Annotated in this window: 18 protein-coding genes and 1 pseudogene; 18 read left to right on the top strand and 1 reads right to left on the bottom strand. The window is 59.8% G+C overall.

The window, feature by feature from the left end; translation table 11 throughout:
- Window positions 1–19 precede the first annotated feature (19 nt).
- The 12 genes from clpK to WC7_RS05550 all read left to right on the top strand — a co-directional run bounded on the left by clpK (window position 20) and on the right by WC7_RS05550 (window position 12,170).
- Window positions 20–2,869 carry a heat shock survival AAA family ATPase ClpK gene (gene clpK, locus WC7_RS05500; protein WP_016154561.1) on the top strand — a complete coding sequence of 950 codons (2,850 nt, stop codon included), beginning with the start codon at window positions 20–22 and terminating at the stop codon, window positions 2,867–2,869.
- Window positions 2,869–3,009 carry a hypothetical protein gene (locus WC7_RS27015; protein ID WP_016154560.1) on the top strand — a complete coding sequence of 47 codons (141 nt, stop codon included), beginning with the start codon at window positions 2,869–2,871 and terminating at the stop codon, window positions 3,007–3,009. Before clpK ends, WC7_RS27015 begins: the two co-directional genes overlap by 1 nt.
- Before the next feature lie 87 nt (window positions 3,010–3,096).
- Entirely contained in the window at window positions 3,097–3,555 is a 459-nt protein-coding gene (gene hsp20-GI / locus WC7_RS05505) for a small heat shock protein sHSP20-GI (RefSeq protein WP_001275372.1), read from the top strand.
- Window positions 3,556–3,577: 22 nt separating this feature from the next.
- Entirely contained in the window at window positions 3,578–4,492 is a 915-nt protein-coding gene (gene yfdX1, locus WC7_RS05510; RefSeq protein ID WP_016154559.1) for a heat resistance protein YfdX1, read from the top strand.
- A gap of 102 nt (window positions 4,493–4,594) precedes the next feature.
- A complete protein-coding gene (yfdX2, locus tag WC7_RS05515) occupies window positions 4,595–5,482 on the top strand; it encodes a heat resistance protein YfdX2 (protein WP_016154558.1) in 888 nt (295 codons plus the stop codon).
- Window positions 5,483–5,571: 89 nt separating this feature from the next.
- A complete protein-coding gene (hdeD-GI, locus tag WC7_RS05520) occupies window positions 5,572–6,183 on the top strand; it encodes a heat resistance membrane protein HdeD-GI (RefSeq protein WP_001090779.1) in 612 nt (203 codons plus the stop codon).
- A 79-nt stretch (window positions 6,184–6,262) separates the two neighbouring features.
- Window positions 6,263–7,408 carry a hypothetical protein gene (locus tag WC7_RS05525; RefSeq protein WP_016154557.1) on the top strand — a complete coding sequence of 382 codons (1,146 nt, stop codon included), beginning with the start codon at window positions 6,263–6,265 and terminating at the stop codon, window positions 7,406–7,408.
- A complete protein-coding gene (gene trx-GI / locus WC7_RS05530; protein ID WP_000786815.1) occupies window positions 7,398–7,838 on the top strand; it encodes a heat resistance system thioredoxin Trx-GI in 441 nt (146 codons plus the stop codon). Before WC7_RS05525 ends, trx-GI begins: the two co-directional genes overlap by 11 nt.
- A 3-nt stretch (window positions 7,839–7,841) precedes the next feature.
- Complete coding sequence (gene kefB-GI, locus WC7_RS05535; protein WP_001295706.1) at window positions 7,842–9,557, top strand: heat resistance system K+/H+ antiporter KefB-GI; 1,716 nt, start codon at window positions 7,842–7,844, stop codon at window positions 9,555–9,557.
- The gene (gene psiE-GI, locus WC7_RS05540; protein WP_016154556.1) at window positions 9,554–10,051 is read left to right on the top strand and encodes a heat resistance protein PsiE-GI; all 498 of its coding nucleotides are present in this window, start codon (window positions 9,554–9,556) and stop codon (window positions 10,049–10,051) included. The genes kefB-GI and psiE-GI overlap by 4 nt, the downstream gene beginning before the upstream one ends.
- Window positions 10,029–10,994, top strand: coding sequence for a zinc metalloprotease HtpX (locus WC7_RS05545; RefSeq protein WP_016154555.1), 966 nt, complete (start codon window positions 10,029–10,031; stop codon window positions 10,992–10,994). The genes psiE-GI and WC7_RS05545 overlap by 23 nt, the downstream gene beginning before the upstream one ends.
- Window positions 10,995–11,018: 24 nt before the next feature.
- Window positions 11,019–12,170 carry a S1C family serine protease gene (locus tag WC7_RS05550; protein ID WP_000323729.1) on the top strand — a complete coding sequence of 384 codons (1,152 nt, stop codon included), beginning with the start codon at window positions 11,019–11,021 and terminating at the stop codon, window positions 12,168–12,170.
- A 224-nt stretch (window positions 12,171–12,394) separates the two neighbouring features.
- Here the strand turns inward: WC7_RS05550 and WC7_RS26455 are convergent.
- Window positions 12,395–12,969, bottom strand: a pseudogene (locus WC7_RS26455) (IS5 family transposase); the annotation flags it as partial.
- A 1,115-nt stretch (window positions 12,970–14,084) separates the two neighbouring features.
- Here WC7_RS26455 and WC7_RS05555 point away from each other — a divergent pair.
- From WC7_RS05555 to ykfB, 6 genes are all read left to right on the top strand, one after another.
- Window positions 14,085–14,948: a GTPase family protein gene (locus WC7_RS05555; RefSeq protein WP_016154552.1), complete on the top strand. Its 864-nt coding sequence runs from the start codon at window positions 14,085–14,087 to the stop codon at window positions 14,946–14,948.
- A gap of 91 nt (window positions 14,949–15,039) precedes the next feature.
- The gene (locus tag WC7_RS05560; RefSeq protein ID WP_001548153.1) at window positions 15,040–15,861 is read left to right on the top strand and encodes a DUF932 domain-containing protein; all 822 of its coding nucleotides are present in this window, start codon (window positions 15,040–15,042) and stop codon (window positions 15,859–15,861) included.
- 216 nt (window positions 15,862–16,077) lie between these two features.
- Complete coding sequence (locus tag WC7_RS05565; protein ID WP_001581462.1) at window positions 16,078–16,779, top strand: DeoR family transcriptional regulator; 702 nt, start codon at window positions 16,078–16,080, stop codon at window positions 16,777–16,779.
- Window positions 16,780–16,819: 40 nt separating this feature from the next.
- Entirely contained in the window at window positions 16,820–17,056 is a 237-nt protein-coding gene (gene ypjK, locus WC7_RS05570) for a protein YpjK (protein WP_001144031.1), read from the top strand.
- Complete coding sequence (locus WC7_RS05575) at window positions 17,056–17,493, top strand: YfjS/YafY family lipoprotein (protein WP_016154551.1); 438 nt, start codon at window positions 17,056–17,058, stop codon at window positions 17,491–17,493. The genes ypjK and WC7_RS05575 overlap by 1 nt, the downstream gene beginning before the upstream one ends.
- A gap of 28 nt (window positions 17,494–17,521) precedes the next feature.
- On the top strand, window positions 17,522–17,989 hold the full coding sequence (gene ykfB / locus WC7_RS05580; protein ID WP_001547765.1) for a protein YkfB: 468 nt from the start codon (window positions 17,522–17,524) through the stop codon (window positions 17,987–17,989).
- The last annotated feature ends 55 nt before the right edge of the window (window positions 17,990–18,044 follow it).

Raw genomic sequence — 18,044 nt, 5'->3', positions numbered from 1 at the left:
CCTTCTAAGGAGCATCAGCATGGCCAGAAAACAATGCCAGGTCTGCGGCCAACCCGCCACCGTGCGGGTGGAAGCCAATCTCAACGGTCGTCACAGCACCATGCTGTTGTGCGACGACCATTACCGGCAATTAGTGCGCCAGCAAAAGCGCACCGTTTCGCCGCTGGAAGCCTTGTTCGGTTCGCGCAGCGGCCTGTTCGAGGACTTCCTCGGCAGTGACTTCTTCCGCATCGGCGACGACGCGACGCCAGTTGCCGCCGATACCGATGACGTGGTCGATGCCTCGTTTGGCGAGCCCGCCGCCGCAGGTTCGGGTGCACCGCGCCGTCGCGGCAGTGGGCTGGCCAGCCGCATCAGCGAACAGTCGGAAGCCTTGTTGCAGGAGGCCGCCAAACACGCTGCCGAATTTGGCCGCTCCGAGGTGGATACCGAACATCTGCTGCTGGCGCTGGCCGACAGCGACGTGGTCAAGACCATCCTGGGTCAGTTCAAGATCAAGGTCGATGACCTCAAGCGGCAGATCGAGTCTGAGGCCAAGCGCGGGGACAAGCCCTTCGAGGGCGAGATCGGCGTGTCGCCGCGCGTGAAGGATGCGCTCAGCCGCGCCTTCGTGGCCTCCAATGAACTCGGCCATTCTTATGTCGGTCCAGAGCATTTCCTGATCGGTCTGGCCGAGGAAGGCGAAGGGCTGGCCGCCAACCTGCTGCGCCGCTACGGCCTGACGCCGCAGGCGCTGCGCCAACAGGTCAGCAAGGTGGTCGGCAAGGGCGCCGAGGATGGACGCGCAGAGACGCCGACCAACACGCCAGAACTCGACAAGTACTCGCGCGACCTGACCAAGATGGCGCGCGACGGCAAGCTCGACCCGGTGATCGGCCGCGCGCAGGAGATCGAAACCACCATCGAGGTGCTGGCCCGGCGCAAGAAGAACAACCCGGTGCTGATCGGCGAGCCGGGTGTGGGCAAGACCGCCATCGTCGAAGGGCTGGCGCAGCGCATGGTGGCGGGTGAAGTGCCCGAGACCTTGCGCGACAAGCGCCTGGTGGAACTCAACATCAACGCCATGGTGGCCGGCGCCAAATATCGCGGCGAGTTCGAGGAGCGCGTGCAGAAGGTGCTGAAGGAGGTGACCGAGCACCAGGGCGAGCTGATTTTGTTCATCGACGAGGTGCACACCATCGTCGGTGCCGGCCAGGGCGGTGGCGAAGGCGGGCTGGACGTGGCCAACGTGTTCAAACCGATGATGGCGCGCGGTGAACTCAACCTGATCGGCGCCACGACGCTGAACGAGTACCAGAAATACATCGAGAAGGATGCCGCACTGGAGCGGCGCTTCCAGCCGGTGACGGTGCCCGAGCCGACGGTGGCCCAGGCCATCATGATTCTGCGCGGCCTGCGCGACACCTTCGAGGCGCACCACAAGGTCAGCATCTCCGAGGACGCGATCATCGCGGCGGCCGAGTTGTCCGACCGCTACATCACGGCGCGCTTCCTGCCGGACAAGGCGATCGACCTGCTCGACCAGGCGGCCGCGCGCGTCAAGCTGTCGGCCACGGCCCGGCCGGTGGCCGTGCAGGAGCTGGAGTCCGAACTGCACCAGCTGCGGCGTGAACAGGATTACGTGGCCGCGCGCAAGCAGTACGACCAGGCCGCCGAGCTCGGCAAGCGCATCGAAGCCAAGGAGGCCGAGCTCAAGAAGCTCGTCGAGAACTGGGAGCGGGAGCGGGCCTCCGGCAGTGCCGAGGTCAAGGCGGAACACGTGGCGCAGATCGTCTCGCGCCTGACCGGCATCCCGGTCAACGAGTTGACGGTGGAAGAGCGCGAAAAGCTGCTGCACTTGGAACAACGGCTGCACGAGCGCCTGGTGGGACAAGACGAGGCGGTCCGTGCCGTGGCCGATGCCGTGCGGCTGTCCCGCGCCGGCCTGCGCGAAGGCAGCAAACCGGTGGCTACCTTCCTGTTTCTGGGCCCGACCGGGGTGGGCAAGACCGAGCTCGCCAAGGCATTGGCCGAATCGATCTACGGCGATGAGCACGCCCTGTTGCGCATCGACATGTCGGAATATGGCGAACGCCATACCGTGGCGCGGCTGGTGGGCGCGCCTCCGGGCTATGTCGGTTACGACGAAGGCGGTCAGCTCACCGAGAAGGTGCGGCGCAAGCCCTACAGCGTGCTGCTGCTCGACGAGATCGAGAAGGCACACCCTGACGTCTACAACATCCTGCTGCAAGTGTTCGACGACGGTCGCCTCACCGACGGCAAGGGCCGGGTGGTGGATTTCACCAACACCATCATCATCGCCACGTCCAACCTGGGTTCGGACATCATCCAGCGACGGCTGAAGGCGCGTGGGGCGGCCGACGAGGAGTACGAAAAGACCAAGGCCGAGGTCATGGACGTGCTGCGCGGCCACTTCCGGCCCGAGTTCCTCAACCGCATCGACGAGATCATCGTCTTCCATGCGCTGGGCAAGGAGGAGATCCGCCACATCGTCGGCCTGCAGCTCGATCGCGTGGCGCGCAGCGCCGCCAGCCAGGGCGTGACGCTCACTTTCGATCAGACGCTGATCGACCATTTCGCGGAAGAAGGCTACAAACCCGAGTTCGGTGCGCGTGAACTCAAGCGCCTGATCCGCAGCGAGCTGGAAACTGCGCTGGCGCGCGAGATGCTCGGTGGCAGCATCGGCAAGGGCGATCACGCCAGCGCACGCTGGGACGACAAGGCCGAACGCGTGGTGTTCGAACGCAAAGAGCTACCGCAGACCCCGGCCGAGCCGGAGCAGCCGGATGTCGCGAAGGCGACCGAGACGCCGCACGGCGACGCTGGCAAAGGCTCGCGCAAGAAGAAGTCGGCGAGCGACGCATCGTGATGGGCGTGTTCGAGCACGCCTACCGGATTCTCGACATCAACCGCGCGGTGCTGGAGCGCTGTGCGCGCGAGCTGCTGGCGCGGGAAACGCTCGACGAAAGCGATATCCGTCAATTGACTCAAGGACTTGTTCGGAACTGAAAACAGTAGTAGGTGCCATTCAGAGTAAACTGACGGCTCTGTTCAGTGCGTCATCCAATTCGTCGGCATTGTTCAAGGAGAACCGATATGTCTGCATTGACTCCGTGGGACCCCTTCCGGGAACTGGATGAATTGCAAAACCGCCTGGCGACGATGTTCGGACGAATACCCCAGCGACAGGGCGCCCGTACCGGCAACGAAGCCATGACCACGGCGGACTGGGCACCAATGGCGGACATCAGCGAGGATGAGAACGCATTCCTCCTCAAGCTGGATCTGCCGGAGGTCCCCAAGGATGCCGTGCGCGTCAGCGCGGAAAACGGTGTGCTCACCATCAGCGGCGAGCGCAAACTGGAAAAAGAGGAGCAGGGCAAGAAGTTCCACCGCATCGAACGTGCGTATGGCCGCTTTGTGCGCAGCTTTGTCTTGCCTGACAACGTTGATCCGACCAAGGTGACGGCTTCCATGAAAGACGGCGTGCTGGAAGTGCGGCTTGTCAAGGCCGAGCAAGCCAAACCGAAACAGATTGAAATCTCAGTCAACTAACTTCAACCAAGAGCCCAAGATCATGAATATCAAACAGCCACAATACACCTTCTCCGCACTTGCCCTGGCGGTCGTCGTCGGACTGAGCGGACCGGCTCTGGCCCAATCGGCGGCAGGTTCTAGCCCAGGTGCTGCAGCACCCTCTGCCGCATCCAAGGCGGCACAGCCACAGGTAGATGACAAGGCCGCCCGGGAAGCCGATAAAAAGCGTGCCGAGCTCACTCAAGACGCCATCACGGCGCTCACCAAGACCCAGGAGGCTTTGACCCTCCTTGATGCAAAGAAGACCAAGGAGGCGCTTGCTGCGCTGGAACTGGCCAGCGGAAAGCTGGAACTGGTATTGGCACGCGACGCCAAACTTGCTTTAGCGCCGGTCGATGTACGCGTCATCACCCACGATATCCACGCCAACGTGGAATCGGTAAAGAAAGCGGTCAAGTTGTCTCGGGAGTTGTTGGGTGATGGCGAGGTGCAAAAGGCCCGGCCCATCGTTGCCAATCTGGCCAGCGAAATCGTAATCCAAACCGACAACCTTCCGATGGCAACGTACCCGGCAGCGATCAAGTCGGCCGCACGGCTCATCGACAGCGGCGAGATCGACAACGCCAAAGCGGAACTCGTCCGAGCACTGAACACGCTGGTGGTGACCTCGGTCGCCTTTCCTCTGCCCGTGCTACGGGCCGAAGCCGCGATGGCAAAAGCTGAAAAGCTGGCCGAGACCGACAGGCGCGATGCCAAGCAGAACGAGGAGCTCAGCACCTTGCTGTCGTCCGTGCGCACGGAGATCGAGATGGCGCAGATCCTGGGTTATGGCAAGAAGGCGGACTTCAAACCCATCTTCGATCAGGTGAAGTCCATTGAGCAAAAGTCGGCTGGTGGCAAAAGCGGCAAGGGATGGTTCGACGAGTTGAAGACGCGCATCCAAAAGCTGTTTTGAGGTGATGAAGGGGCTGACTGCTCTGCCGGTCAGTCTCGCGATGTTCGCATTCAGCCCCAATAGATTCGCCTATTTTCACTATCTCATACGAGGCATATCACCATGAATGAGCAAACACCGAATCCCAATGCGACGAACGAAGGAATAAACGAACAGGCCGCGGTAAGCAGCCTTCCTGTCAGTCCAGAGTCCAAGCCTGAAGTCGTCACGGAGGTACAGCCTGAGGTTCAGAAAGAAACGGACTCACAGGCGGCAGACAAACGTAAACAAGTCCTCGATGAGGCAGTCTCGGCCTTGTCGCTGACCAAATCCGCGCTGGCCGCACTTGACGGCAAGGACACTGCACGCGCATTGGCAACGCTGGCCGAAGTGACGGGAAAGCTGGAGCTGATCGTCGCGCGCGAACCCACGCTCGCCCTGGCCGGCGTTGATGTGCGCACCATCGTGCACGACTTGTTCGCCAACACGGAAACCATTGAGGCGATGACCGACGAGGCGCTGGATGCCCTCAAACATGGCGAGGTGCAACAGGCTCGCCACGTGCTGGCTTTGCTGGCCAGTGAAATCGTGATCACGGTCACCAACATCCCTTTGGCGTCCTATCCCGCAGCCGTGAAGGCAGTCGTGCCGCTGATCGATCAGGGCAAGATCGAAGAAGCCAAAGCCGCGCTGCAGTCAGCGCTCAGCACGCTGGTCGAGGAGCGCAGCGTGCTTCCGCTGCCCGTCCTGCGTGCGAAGCTGCTCCTGAAGCGCGCCGAGCCCCTGGTAGAAGATGGTCAGCGCAGCGAAGCATCCAATGAGCGCCTGGAGACATTGTTGAACGAAGCCCGGCAGCAGTTGGAAATGGCAGAACTGCTGGGCTATGGAAAAAGGAAGGACTTTGAGCCCCTGTACGCTGAACTCAAGAAAATCAAGGAAAAGACGGGAGGGGGAGGCTGCGGAAAAGGCTGGCTCGATGAAGTCAAGGCAAAACTGTCCAAGTTGTTCTGAAACCGCTGGAGAGGGGGCGCATAGCGCCCCCTCTCTTGTCCCATGAGTGTTTGATTTTTTATTTTGTATAGATCTTTAGGAGATATTGCATGAACACAGACACCATCGCCAATTCCAATGCGGATGACCCCACCAAAGCACTGTGTTCGCTGAGCCAAAATTGGTGGCTTTTTGTGCTGCGCGGTGTCTTGGCATTGATTTTTGCAGCCCTCGCGTTCTGGATGCCACAATCGGCTCTGTTGGCCATGACCATCATGTTCGGCGCATTTTCCTTGGTCAATGGCGCGTTCAACTTGTTTGCAGCGGTGCGCCATATCCAGAAAAAAGAGCGCTGGGGCTGGCTGCTGTTCAGCGGCATTGTCGGCATACTTACGGGCGTCGTCGTCCTGGTTGCTCCTTGGGTCGCCACGATAGTCTTGGCTTCTTTTTTATGGGCTAGCGTGGGCTTCTGGGCGATTTTCACCGGTGTGCTGGAGATATCCGCCGCCGTTCGGCTGCGTCGGGAAATCAAGGGTGAAATCTGGCTTGCCCTCAGTGGACTGCTCTCGATTATCCTTGGTGCTATCGTCTTGTGGATATTTTTTACCCGTCCGGTCGAGTCATTCGTGGCCGCAGGCTGGCTGTTGGGTTTCCATGCGGCAGTCTATGGCGTCACGCTTTTGTTCTTGAGTTGGAGTCTTCGCAAAACGCGCCTGGGGTAAGAGCGTGCCAAACCAAAATCTATGGATATGAGCATCCTCGATTCATGCCTCCGTAGAAATGACATCGAAGGAGTCATACATGCAGATACAATATAGCTATCGAGCTATCGACAAAGAGTTTCATGAACCTTGGCAGAGAGCTTTGGGAAATGTGATCGAGCACGCCCTCAAGCCATTGCTCGACAAACACACTAAAGATTCAGCGCGACTTCAAATCGTCCTTGATCGCGACAAGATCAAGCGGCAATTTCTGGCCAGTGGCTATATGCACCTGCCCGGCAAAAAGATTGTCAGCGTTACTGCATCACATAACGAGCTGACGCCCCTCGCGCAGATGCTCGCACAGTCGTTGTTCCGTCAGGCCAAGAAGCATTTTGACCGACTGCATGCTCAGGATCAAATCAAGCGCAAAGCACGACGCGAGCGCTTGCGCGAGCTCAAGGTGCGGATTGCCGCAAAACCCGCATCAGCCGCCCATGAGGCCGAGGTGACCCGAATGCCTCTACTGTCGAAACTTGAGGCTGTCGCAAGGCGTGAGCTGGCTTATCTGCGGGCCGTCGGCGATTTACCGCGCGATTATCCGACGCTGCGCGACGTGGTGGATGAAGCGATTGTCCGAGCTAAGGTGGAATGGCAATCCGTGCCGGGGGAAAAAGAGGCTTACACCGGTCTTTTGAAGCATCTGTTCGCCGTCCTGGATAACGAAGTGGCAAGCAGCCGGCAATTTGGCGAATCCGTTTCTCTGGACGCGCCGGTCGAACCGGATGCCCAAGACGTGGCCGAGGCCATGGTGGAAGAGGAAATCTTCGAATTTTATCAGCACGATGACACACTCAAGCTGGCCGATATTTTCGCTGGCAGTCAGCATCCCGATGTCGCAACGATCGCGGAACAGGAGGAGCTGATTGATCGGTCGAGCGAGTTCGCTTTTGCATTTGACCTGCTGAAGGACATGCCGCGTTTGTGGCGGCGCATTTTTCTGCTTATCCGTGTGGACGGGCTGAATGCCAGCAGCGTCTCTGAAATCCTGCTGATTCCTAGTAAGGAAGATGCTGCCCGAAGGTGGCTCATGCAGGCCGAAGCATTCATCGCTGCTCATCTGGAAGAGGCCGGAGTAAGCAAAAACGGGAACGATTGGCTCCAAGGCGTTGATTGGTCAGCATTGTCTGTGACCCGAAGCGAGGCAGCCTCACTGTGGTCCAAGGAGGCGAACCATGAAGAATGATCTTCACCTCGTCTGCCCGCATTGCCAGTCCATCAACCGCGTACCGACTGCGAAGCTATCGGAACATCCCAACTGTGGCCGCTGCCAGCAGCCCTTGTTCACGGGCGAGCCCATCGAGTTGACCACGGCGACGTTCTCGCGCCACGTGGAGCGCAGCGATCTGCCGCTGCTGGTCGATTTCTGGGCGCCATGGTGCGGGCCGTGCAAGATGATGGCGCCACAGTTCCAGCAAGCGGCGCACCAGCTCGAACCGAGGATCCGGCTGGCGAAGGTGAATACCGAGGCTGAGCCCCACCTGGCCGCGCAGTTCGGTATCCGCAGCATCCCGACGCTCGCCCTGTTCCAGGGTGGGCGGGAGATCGCCCGTCAGGCCGGCGTGATGGGCGCGCAGGACATCGTGCGCTGGACGTCGACGCAAGTGGGACGCTGACCGATGCAGGGCTTGCTCGGCACTACGCTAATCCTGCTGGCGGCTTGCAGCCTGGCGGCGATGGCGACAGCGGCGTTCAGAGTGCCCGCCTTGCTGGGGTATCTCTCTGTCGGCGTTGTACTGGGCCCCTCAGTCATCGGCGTGATCGCGCCGGGGGAGACGCTGAGCTTTCTGTCCGAGCTGGGCGTGGCGCTGCTGTTGTTCATGGTCGGACTGGAATTCTCCCTCGGAGACTTCTGGCTCGCCCGCAGGACGGTGCTGATGGCGGGCGCTCTGCAGATGATCGCCGTGGCCCCGCCGCTGATCCTGCTATTGATGTGGCTGGGGCAGCCCGGCCAGAGCGCCGCGCTGCTCGGCACTGCGGCGGCCATGTCGTCCACGGCGCTGGTCAGCCGACAACTGGCCGACCAAGGCGAGCTCACCACCCGCCACGGACGCAGTGCCATCGCCGTGCTGGTCTTTCAGGACCTGGCCAGCGTGCCCCTGCTGGCCTTGCTGGCGATCTGGGCGCGCGGCGAGTCGCCGAAGATCGAGCATGTGCTGCTCGAAGTATTCGGTGTGCTGCTGCTGTTCGCAGCAGCGGCCCTCGCCTCGCGCCGTCTGTTGCATGGCCTGCTGGGCTGGGTGGCGCGGCGGGGCCACGAGGAATCGTTCGTGCTCGTCTCCTTGTGCGTGGTGGTGGCCGCCGCCGCCGCTGCGCACGCGGTCGGCGTATCTGCCGCCCTGGGGGCCTTCCTCGCCGGGATGGTGCTGGGCGAGAGCGACTTTCGGCACCACATGGAAAGCCACCTCAGGCCGTTTCGCGATGTGTTGTCGGGCGTGTTCTTCGTGACCATCGGCCTGCAACTGGACGCAGCACAGATTCTTTCGGCACCGCTGGCGGTGCTGGCGTGGCTGGTGGTGCTGGTACCGGTCAAGATCCTGCTCAATACGCTGGCTTTGCGGGCGACGCGCCTGTCCGCCCTCGATGCCTGGCGCACGGGCATAGCGTTGGGGCACGGCGGCGAGTTCGCCCTGCTGTTGTTGGGCACGGTCTTGCAGCAGCATCTGATCCCCGCGACCGTCGTCCAACCCATGCTGGTCGCGCTGGTGCTCAGCATGGCCCTGGCACCGCTACTGATCCGCCATCACGATGTACTTGCCCGGTTCTTGAGCCGCACCGGCGGCGTCATTCAGCCACCCCAGGCTGAAGAAGTCGAGATCGCCGCGCAGACGACGCGATATCGAGACCATGTCATCATTTGCGGCGCGGGCGAGCTTGGCCTGACAGTCAGCGAGATTCTTCGCCACGCCGGCGTGGCGCATCTGCTGCTGGAGGCGGACGCGCAGAAGGTCGAGGCCGCGCGTGCCGCCGGCGCGCCGGTGTTCCATGCCGATGCCAGTCGGCCCGATACCTTGCTGGCTGCCGGCTTGACGCATGCGCACTTGGTGGTGCTGACGTTCGCCCATGCCCAGCAAGCGTTGCGCATCGCCCAGGCGATTGCCGAGCACCGTCCGGCGCTGACCTTGTGGGTGTCATGCAGAAGTACGACCGCGGCCGATGCATTTCGCGCCATGCCCAACGTGCGCGTGTATCAGCAATCCTTTGCCGCAGCTATTGGGCTGGCGGAACAGGTGATGTCGACGCTTGGCATGTCGACCGAGCTGATTGAAGGACACATCAGCGCAATGCGCCGCCGTCTCGACAGCAGCCGTTTTCCAGGGAGTTCATCGTCATGAAATCAACACGCCTTAACCCATTTCAGGTCTTACGTGACCAATTGGCCATCATGAGTTTTTACGAGCGCTTCGAGCAGGTCGTCGCCCTCGTGCTGTCGGCGGTGATCGCCGTCATCATCGTGGTGTCGCTGTTCCAGCTCATCTCCATCGTCTTCACGCTGCTGGTTCTAGATGCCTTCAATCCCCTGGACCACGAGGTATTCCAGAGCGTGTTCGGCATGATCATGACGCTCTTGATCGCGATGGAGTTCAAGCATTCCATCGTGCGCGTGGCGCTGCGTCGGGACAGCATCATCCAGGTCAAGACGGTGGTCCTGATCGCGCTGATCGCACTCTCCCGCAAGTTCGTGATCCTCGACTCCGACGCGAGCCCCGCAAAGATAGCCGCGCTGGCAAGCGCCACGCTGGCTCTGGGTGCGACCTACTGGCTGCTGCGCAAGCGCGGCGACCGCGCCGCCGAGACCTCTGAGCATGACCCGTCATCATCCCAGTGATCCGCGCACGGCGCTCTTGCAACACCGCTGGCTCAACCGCCTGCAGACCGGGCTGTTGGTCCTGACCCTGGTCGGGATCGCAGCCGCAGCAGGGAGACTGCCGTTTGGGGAAGGCTGCCTGTGGCTCGCGCTGTTTGCCATTGCAGGTGCGTTGCTGCTGGAACCGGTAGCCGCGTCGGCGCTGAGCTTGCGCCTGTACCGCGTACGGGCCTTGCACCCGCAAGAAGCCCACAAGATGTGGGCCCTGTTGCGCGAGCTGCCCGCCCGTGCCGGTTTGCCCGCCACGCCGGTGCCGCACTATGTGCCCAGTGCCGTCGTCAACGCCTTCGCCACCGGATCGAAGCAGGAGGCATCGATCGCCCTCACCGATGGCCTGCTGCGCAGCCTGAGCCCACGCGAGCTGGCGGGTGTGCTCGTGCACGAGGTCGCGCACATCGCTAATGAGGATCTGCGTGTCATGGGGCTGGCGGATTCCGACAGTCGCCTCACGAGCCTACTGGCCCTGATGGGACAGATCGCGATCCTGCTCAGCCTGCCCGCGCAGCTGGTTGGCGCGGCGGAGGTCTATTGGCCTGGTCTATTGTTATTGGCCGCATCGCCCCAGCTGGCCCTGCTCGCACAGCTCGGCTTGTCTCGCGTGCGTGAGTTCGACGCTGACCGCCTTGCGGCGGAACTGACTGGCGACCCGCAGGGGCTGGCGTCCGCGCTGGCGAAAATCGAGCGGGTCAGCCGCTCCTGGCGTGCCTGGCCATGGTCGGGATGGGGCAATCCCGAGCCCTCCTGCTTGCGCACGCGTCCGGCAACGCAAGAGCGCATCGCACGCCTGCTGACGTTGGCGCCTGGGCCAGCATCAGCGTTGCCACTCCGCGCGCCCCATTTTTTGCCGGAATCCGCTTTGGCGACGCGCCCACCGCGCTGGCGCCCGAGCGGGCTGTGGCGCTGATTGCCCATCAACAGGAGACGTCTCATGGCCTATCTCGACCCGTACCAACGCCCCGCGCCGGACCGCTTCGTCCGGCGCGGGCTCTTCATCACCGCCTGCATTGCCGCGCTCATGCTGCTGTGGCAGTTTCTGCCCGCCATCGAGGCATGGTTCAGTCCGCGCGAGGCAGCAGAACGCACCGTGATGGCGCGTGGCGATCTGGCGGCGGACGAGAAAACCACCATCGAACTGTTCGAAAAATCGCGCGCCTCGGTGGTCTACATCACCACCGCGCAATTAGTACGCGATGTCTGGACGCGCAACGTGTTCTCCGTGCCGCGCGGCACTGGCTCGGGCTTCATCTGGGACGACGCCGGCCACGTCGTCACCAACTTCCACGTCATCCAGGGCGCGTCCGAAGCCACCGTCAAACTGGCCGACGGCCGCGACTACCAGGCCGCGCTGGTGGGGACGAGCCCCGCGCACGACATCGCCGTGCTCAAGATCGGCGTCGGTTTCAAGCGCCCGCCGGCCGTGCCGGTCGGCACCAGTGCCGACCTCAAGGTGGGTCAGAAGGTGTTCGCTATCGGCAACCCCTTCGGCCTGGACTGGACGCTCACCACTGGTATCGTCTCCGCGCTCGACCGCTCGTTGCCGGGAGAAGCGGGCGGCCCGGCCATCGATCACCTGATCCAGACCGACGCCGCCATCAACCCCGGCAATTCCGGTGGCCCGCTGCTCGATTCGGCTGGGCGGCTGATCGGAATCAATACCGCCATCTACAGTCCGTCTGGCGCCTCGGCCGGCATAGGCTTTGCGGTGCCGGTCGATACCGTCATGCGCGTGGTGCCGCAACTCATAAAGACCGGCAAGTACATCCGTCCGGCACTGGGCATCGAGGTGGATGAGCAGATCAACGCGCGTCTGCAGGCGCTGACCGGCAGTAAGGGCGTATTCGTATTGCGCGTGACGCCGGGCTCGGCGGCGCACAGGGCCGGGCTCGTCGGCGTCGAGGTCACCGCAGGCGGCATCGTGCCCGGCGATCGCGTTATCAGCATCGACGGTATCGCCGTCGACGACGTCACCACATTACAGGCCCGGCTAGACGACAAGAACGTTGGAGATGTTGTGGTCTTGTTAGTGGAGCGGGCCGGCAAGACTCGCGAGATGCTTGTGGAACTACAACCGGGAGTTTGATGGAAAGTGGGTCATGGATCTGCACAGCGAAGCAGCCAAGCGACTTCAGCCTTGCGCCGAACTACGAGCCCTAGCTAGGGATGGTCTGAAGTAGCCCTGTATTTCCGGCTGACTTCAGCCACTGCTGATTTTGAAAGCGGTGAACCGATCAAAAACGATCGGATCACCCGCTCATTTCGGTGCTTTCAGCCGTCGCGAGCACCTTGCGACGGCCATTTTCCGCATTACAGGCGCACCTCTCCTGCGCTTGCCAGCAAATGTCGGCGGGCCATCCATAGGTTCGACAGGGCAAACAGCGTCACCAGTTGTGCAGTGTTCCTCACCAGCCCTCGGAAACGTACCTTGGTGTAGCCGAACTGCCGCTTGATCACGCGAAACGGGGGCTCTACCTTCGCTCGCACTTGCGCCTTGGCTTTCTCGATCTTGCGCTTGGCTTTGTACAGGGCGCTGCGTTTATCGAGCATCTTGTAGGTGCTGCGGCGTGCTGCGACCTGCCAGATCACTTCTCGGTGGCATGCTCGGAGCGCTTTTCGACGCCGGTGTAGCCGGCATCGGCGCAGACGACGTTCTCGTCGCCGTGCAGCAGCTTGTCGACCTGGGTGACATCCGCCACGGTGGCTGCCGTGCCCACCACGCTGTGTACCAGCCCCGATTCATCATCAACGCCGATGTGCGCCTTCATGCCAAAGTAATACTGGTTCCCCTTCTTGGTCTGGTGCATTTCCGGGTCGCGCTTGCCGTCCTGGTTCTTGGATGAACTGGGCGCGTGGATCAGCGTAGCATCGACGATAGTCCATCTTGATAATATCGGGCCGCTCAACGCTCGGGTACGGCACGAAATCCAGCTCGACGATGCGCGTCCACTGGATGTCGTTATCCTGTCGTTCGTTGGCTTGTGGCTCCTCGTCGAGCAATGTTGGTGCTTCGATGCGGGTGACGACGAAATCCCGAAACTCTCTACTCTTGCGATCAAAGGGACGTGCCAGCGCATGCCGGTATCAACCAAAGCAAAGGGCACAATTACCCGCTCGGACTCGCCGCTGCTCATCGAGTAGTAGCGGATGGCGACGGGTCGCTTAGCGTGGATGCCTCGGCAAATCGTGGCTAACACATCCATCTTGGGAATGCTTAGGGCTGCGGGGGATTCGCATGGTAGCAGCGCCTGCATTGAGCCGTTCACGCCATCGCCAAAACCGAGAGACAGCGCCGACAGAACGCGCAGCGATGCGTGCTCGAACAACGGTGAGAACTCCTGCCCGATGCGATAAATCTTGTTGCTACCATCGAAGGTGATGTTATGCGGCGCAATTTCCCGGTACAAAGCCAAATCGCGTGTCGCCCCTGCCGGAGCCACACCGAAGCGCTCAATCAGATCAGGGCGTCCGATCTCACCGAAGAAATAGAGCCGAAAATCGATGTAGGCCAACCTCTCGCGCTGGACCAAACTCAAGTCCTCAAGCCGCTTAGAAAGGGAACCAAGCATGAATCATCACTATAGGGAAAAAATGAATATTTAATACGGTAATCCATAAAGTGCCATGATTATAATCAAATTGATGATAATCAGCATTAATACTTATGTAACAGCAAGAATTTATGTCTTAAACGTAGACAGTCATCGTATGGGCTGATGTTTCTATACCGTTAAATTGATGCCATCCAACTATAAAACCTTGCTGCCCAATGCCCTATAGCTCCCTCAGGCAATTTGCCCTTATCCACTGTTCTGGTCTGGGGATGAGGGATATCAGAATAACCTAACGACTCAGGGACTGGGATCACAGGCAACCGTGGCTCGTCGCTTACCTTAATTCAAATTATTTTCAGATAGATATCATTCTTCTGAACATACCCGATTAACGGCAGAATCTCACGATTCTGCCGTTTTTGTATAATTTTTCAGAGGAGTAGCTAATGAACAATTCTGAAGGTTTGAAGTCGTTTCAGCAATCGCTTGCTGGCCTGCCACAGTGGGTGTCTGAACGTATATTGCAGCAGATAAATCAGTTAACCCATTACGAGCCAGTAATCGGCATTATGGGTAAGAGCGGTGCCGGTAAATCCTCACTCTGCAATGCCCTGTTTGCCAGTGAGGTATCACCGGTCAGCGATGTGGCGGCCTGTACACGTGAGCCACTGCGCTTTCGCCTGCAGGTTGGCGACCGCTATATAACGCTGATGGATCTGCCCGGCGTGGGCGAAAGTGGCGCTCGCGATACCGAGTATGCTGCGCTGTACCGCGAACAGCTTCCTCGCCTCGACCTGGTACTGTGGCTGATTAAGGCCGATGACCGGGCGCTGACGGTGGATGAACATTTTTATCATCAGGTGATTGGAGAGGTATACCGGCATAAGGTGCTGTTTGTTATCAGCCAGTCGGATAAGGCCGAACCTACCAGCGGTGGGGGACAGTTGTCCACGGCGCAGAAGCAGAATATCAGCCGCAAAATCTGCCTGCTGCATGAGCTGTTCCAGCCCGTCCATCCGGTGTGTGCTGTGTCGGTCCGTCTACAATGGGGGCTTAAGGTGATGGCCGAGCGGATGATTAAGTGCCTGCCACGTGAGGCCACCAGCCCGGTGGTGTCGCAACTCCATCCTTCCTTTCGCACGACGGTAGTCCGGGAACAGGCTCGTAGCGATTTTGGTGAAACCGTCGGGGCCGTACTCGATAGCATCAGTGCCTTTCCCCTGATACCCGCCCCTGTGCGGGCCGTCATTCAGGCCGTGCGCACCACCGTGGTCTCTGTGGCCCGCGCCGTCTGGGATTTCTTCTTCTGAGTATTTAATCCATCCCTGTTATTTCCCTGACCCTGTCGCCGATGCGACGGGGATCCCCTTTATTTGTTTTCCCGTTATGAGGAGTCTGCTTATGACCCGTCTGGCTTCGCGCTTTGGCGCTGCAAACATTATTCGTCGTGACCGTCCGTTAACCCGCGAGGAGCTGTTTCGCGTGGTGCCCAGTGTGTTCAGCGAGGACAAACATGAATCCCGTAGTGAACGCTACACCTATATACCCACCATCTCCTTGCTGGACAGCCTGCAGCGAGAAGGCTTCCAGCCATTCTTTGCCTGTCAGACCCGTGTGCGTGATCCGGAGCGTCGCGAACACACCAAGCATATGCTGCGTCTACGGCGTGAGGGACAGATAACCGGTAAGCAGGTGCCGGAAATAATCCTGCTCAACTCTCACGATGGCAGCAGTTCGTACCAGATGCTGCCGGGACTATTTCGTGCGGTTTGTCAGAACGGGCTCGTCTGCGGTGAGTCGTTTGGCGAGGTGCGGGTGCCACACAAGGGGGACGTGGTGAGTCAGGTGATTGAAGGCGCGTATGAGGTGCTGGGGATTTTTGACCGGGTGGAGGAGAAACGGGATGCCATGCAGTCGTTGCTGTTGCCACCCCCGGCACAGCAGGCACTGGCAAAAGCCGCCCTCACATACCGCTTTGGTGAAGACCACCAGCCGGTGACTGAATCGCAGATCCTCTCCCCTCGCCGCTGGCAGGATGAGAGCAATGACCTGTGGACCACGTACCAGCGTATTCAGGAGAACCTGATTAAGGGCGGGCTCAGTGGCCGTAATGCCAAAGGAGGACGGTCACATACCCGTGCCGTTCGCGGTATCGACGGGGACGTGAAACTTAACCGGGCACTGTGGGTGATGGCGGAAGCCCTGCTCACGCAACTGCAGTGACCGTTTAATGTTGCTGCTTTGTTAATATCGGACACCACCTGTCCGCATCGCACCGTGCTGACGGTCCTCACTCACCGAGGGAAGGCCTGTAACCCCCGCTGCCTCTGGCTTTTGCAGAAATGAAAAATAGTTTCTGTGGTGTCCATACCCTGTCCGACCCCCTCTTTAAAGTAATCACATCATTTTCAGTCAGTTAACTTTCACGGAGAACGTCTCATGACACAGGCAGAACGCCGCCATGACCGGCTGGCTGTCAGGCTGTCACTGATAATCAGCCGTCTGGTGGCAGGGGAAACGCTGAGTGTGCGTAAGCTTGCCGCTGAGTTTGGTGTGTCGGTGCGCACGCTGCGGCGTGATTTTCGTGAGCGGCTGATGTATCTGGACCTGGAGTATCAGTCCGGATATTGCCGCTTACGCACTGCGGGCAGTGAGACGCAGATGGTGCCCGACGTGCTTATCTTTGCCCACCGCAGCGGGATGGCCGGTCTTTTCCCTGGCTTTGACCGTCGTCTGGTAAACGCACTGCTGATGTGCGATGAGTCTCCCTGCGTAATCGCACCCGCCAGTCCGGCTCCTTCGCCATCAGGCGCATTGTCTTTCTGGCGACTGATTCAGGCCATTACCGGGCGCAGGCGGGTGACTCTGATTGCCGAGGGGCAGCGCTGTGAGCGGCTGGCTCCCTGCCGGTTACTTATCCACCAGCAGGCCTGGTATCTGGTGGCAGAGCACGACGGACATATCGCCGTATTCTCCCTGGATGAAATCCATCTGGTTCAGCCCCTGCAGGAGACTTTCCGGCGTAACGACAGTCTGTGTCGTCTTGTTGAAGACCCGGGCTTTATTCAGTCCTTACCCCATTTTCGCTTTATCCAGCAGTCACTGCTTACGTTTGTTCCGGCCGACAGCCCACCAGAATAGCGTAAGCGTTGTTATCAACCCGGCAACAGGGAGGAGCCCTATGCCCGTTATTGCCATTATCGCCATTGTTGTCATCGTCATCATTCTGAACAAAACCGGGGTGTCCGACAGTCTCGCGGCCCTGACCCTTGCCACTGTTGCCGCACTGCTGACGGGAGGTGGCGCAGCCGGTGCTGCCAGTGTCGCGCTGACACCGTTCGTCGGCGTGCCGGTGGGTATTTTCGTGGGCATTTATGTCTTTGCCAAAGTGGTTCGTCTGATTTCAGGAAAAAAATAATGAAACGTAAAACACTGCCTCTGCTGGCGCTGGTTGCCACCACTCTGTTTCTCATCGCATGCGATGACAGAAGTGATGACCTGAAGGCCATCAGTAAATTTAAGGACCTCACCCCACCGCGTTTCAGTGATGTGGTCAGCCACCAGGATGATGTCAGCGAAGAATGGTCACAGGTTGACTACTTATCCGGTCCCACCTTGCAGGTTTTACGTACCCGCCAGTCGCCCGATGGCTGCGAGGATGGCAGTTACTACTACCTCGTGGATATGCAGGAAAAAACCGTCCAGCCACTGATGAATGCGCTGTGTATTGCCGATAACATCAAACTGGAATACCAGGAGGTGACGGACCCGTATACCAAAGAAAAATACTTTGAGTACGCCCATGACGGCAAACTGATGGGGCGACTGCTGATACCCTCAAACCCTGAGAACTAGGAATAAAACAACGACAAAGGAGACAAGAATGACAATACTTTCACTAAGTCGGTTTATGCTGGCGGGTGTACTGCTCGCGAGCTTTAATGCCTCTGCTATCCCGGGGTTCTGGCAGCAGGGTTACGGTCAGGGCAATACGGAATACAGCGTGACCGAAGCCAGCGGAAAGACGTTTACCATCAACTGCACAGGGAACCCGGACCAGAATGGTTTCTATCAGCATTCAGTCTTTCTTACCCTTGCCGATGACAAGATGGTCAGTTCGCACGATGACGACACTACTATCACCGTAGTGATGGATCACCAGCAGTACATTATTCCGTCCAGCCTGGGCTGGCGTAACGGCGATAACGCCTGGTTTGACTTCATCAGCAATATCTCTGAGGCCGGGCAGTTCGACGTCTACGTCAATGACCACAAAGCAGGGACCTTCACTGCGGACCGGAAGAACGCTGAGAAAGTTCTGTCCACTCTCGGAGACTGCAGCAACGACTGATAGTAGTATCTTCCCCAGCAAATCCACCCCGACAGCTAGCAGGCTGCCGGGGTTT

This window comes from Citrobacter sp. KTE151 (assembly GCF_000398845.1).
GTDB lineage: Bacteria > Pseudomonadota > Gammaproteobacteria > Enterobacterales > Enterobacteriaceae > Citrobacter > Citrobacter braakii.
Note: the sequence above shows the minus strand (reverse complement) of the source record. Positions and strands in the feature narration are given on the sequence as shown.

Coding starts and splice junctions, on each gene's coding strand:
- psiE-GI (WP_016154556.1), top strand. CDS start 9,554: ATGAAATCAACACGCCTTAACCCATTTCAGGTCTTACGTGACCAATTG.
- WC7_RS05560 (WP_001548153.1), top strand. CDS start 15,040: ATGACCCGTCTGGCTTCGCGCTTTGGCGCTGCAAACATTATTCGTCGT.
- hsp20-GI (WP_001275372.1), top strand. CDS start 3,097: ATGTCTGCATTGACTCCGTGGGACCCCTTCCGGGAACTGGATGAATTG.
- WC7_RS05545 (WP_016154555.1), top strand. CDS start 10,029: ATGACCCGTCATCATCCCAGTGATCCGCGCACGGCGCTCTTGCAACAC.
- kefB-GI (WP_001295706.1), top strand. CDS start 7,842: ATGCAGGGCTTGCTCGGCACTACGCTAATCCTGCTGGCGGCTTGCAGC.
- ykfB (WP_001547765.1), top strand. CDS start 17,522: ATGACAATACTTTCACTAAGTCGGTTTATGCTGGCGGGTGTACTGCTC.
- hdeD-GI (WP_001090779.1), top strand. CDS start 5,572: ATGAACACAGACACCATCGCCAATTCCAATGCGGATGACCCCACCAAA.
- yfdX1 (WP_016154559.1), top strand. CDS start 3,578: ATGAATATCAAACAGCCACAATACACCTTCTCCGCACTTGCCCTGGCG.
- clpK (WP_016154561.1), top strand. CDS start 20: ATGGCCAGAAAACAATGCCAGGTCTGCGGCCAACCCGCCACCGTGCGG.
- yfdX2 (WP_016154558.1), top strand. CDS start 4,595: ATGAATGAGCAAACACCGAATCCCAATGCGACGAACGAAGGAATAAAC.
- WC7_RS05565 (WP_001581462.1), top strand. CDS start 16,078: ATGACACAGGCAGAACGCCGCCATGACCGGCTGGCTGTCAGGCTGTCA.
- WC7_RS27015 (WP_016154560.1), top strand. CDS start 2,869: ATGGGCGTGTTCGAGCACGCCTACCGGATTCTCGACATCAACCGCGCG.
- WC7_RS05575 (WP_016154551.1), top strand. CDS start 17,056: ATGAAACGTAAAACACTGCCTCTGCTGGCGCTGGTTGCCACCACTCTG.
- trx-GI (WP_000786815.1), top strand. CDS start 7,398: ATGAAGAATGATCTTCACCTCGTCTGCCCGCATTGCCAGTCCATCAAC.
- ypjK (WP_001144031.1), top strand. CDS start 16,820: ATGCCCGTTATTGCCATTATCGCCATTGTTGTCATCGTCATCATTCTG.
- WC7_RS05550 (WP_000323729.1), top strand. CDS start 11,019: ATGGCCTATCTCGACCCGTACCAACGCCCCGCGCCGGACCGCTTCGTC.
- WC7_RS05555 (WP_016154552.1), top strand. CDS start 14,085: ATGAACAATTCTGAAGGTTTGAAGTCGTTTCAGCAATCGCTTGCTGGC.
- WC7_RS05525 (WP_016154557.1), top strand. CDS start 6,263: ATGCAGATACAATATAGCTATCGAGCTATCGACAAAGAGTTTCATGAA.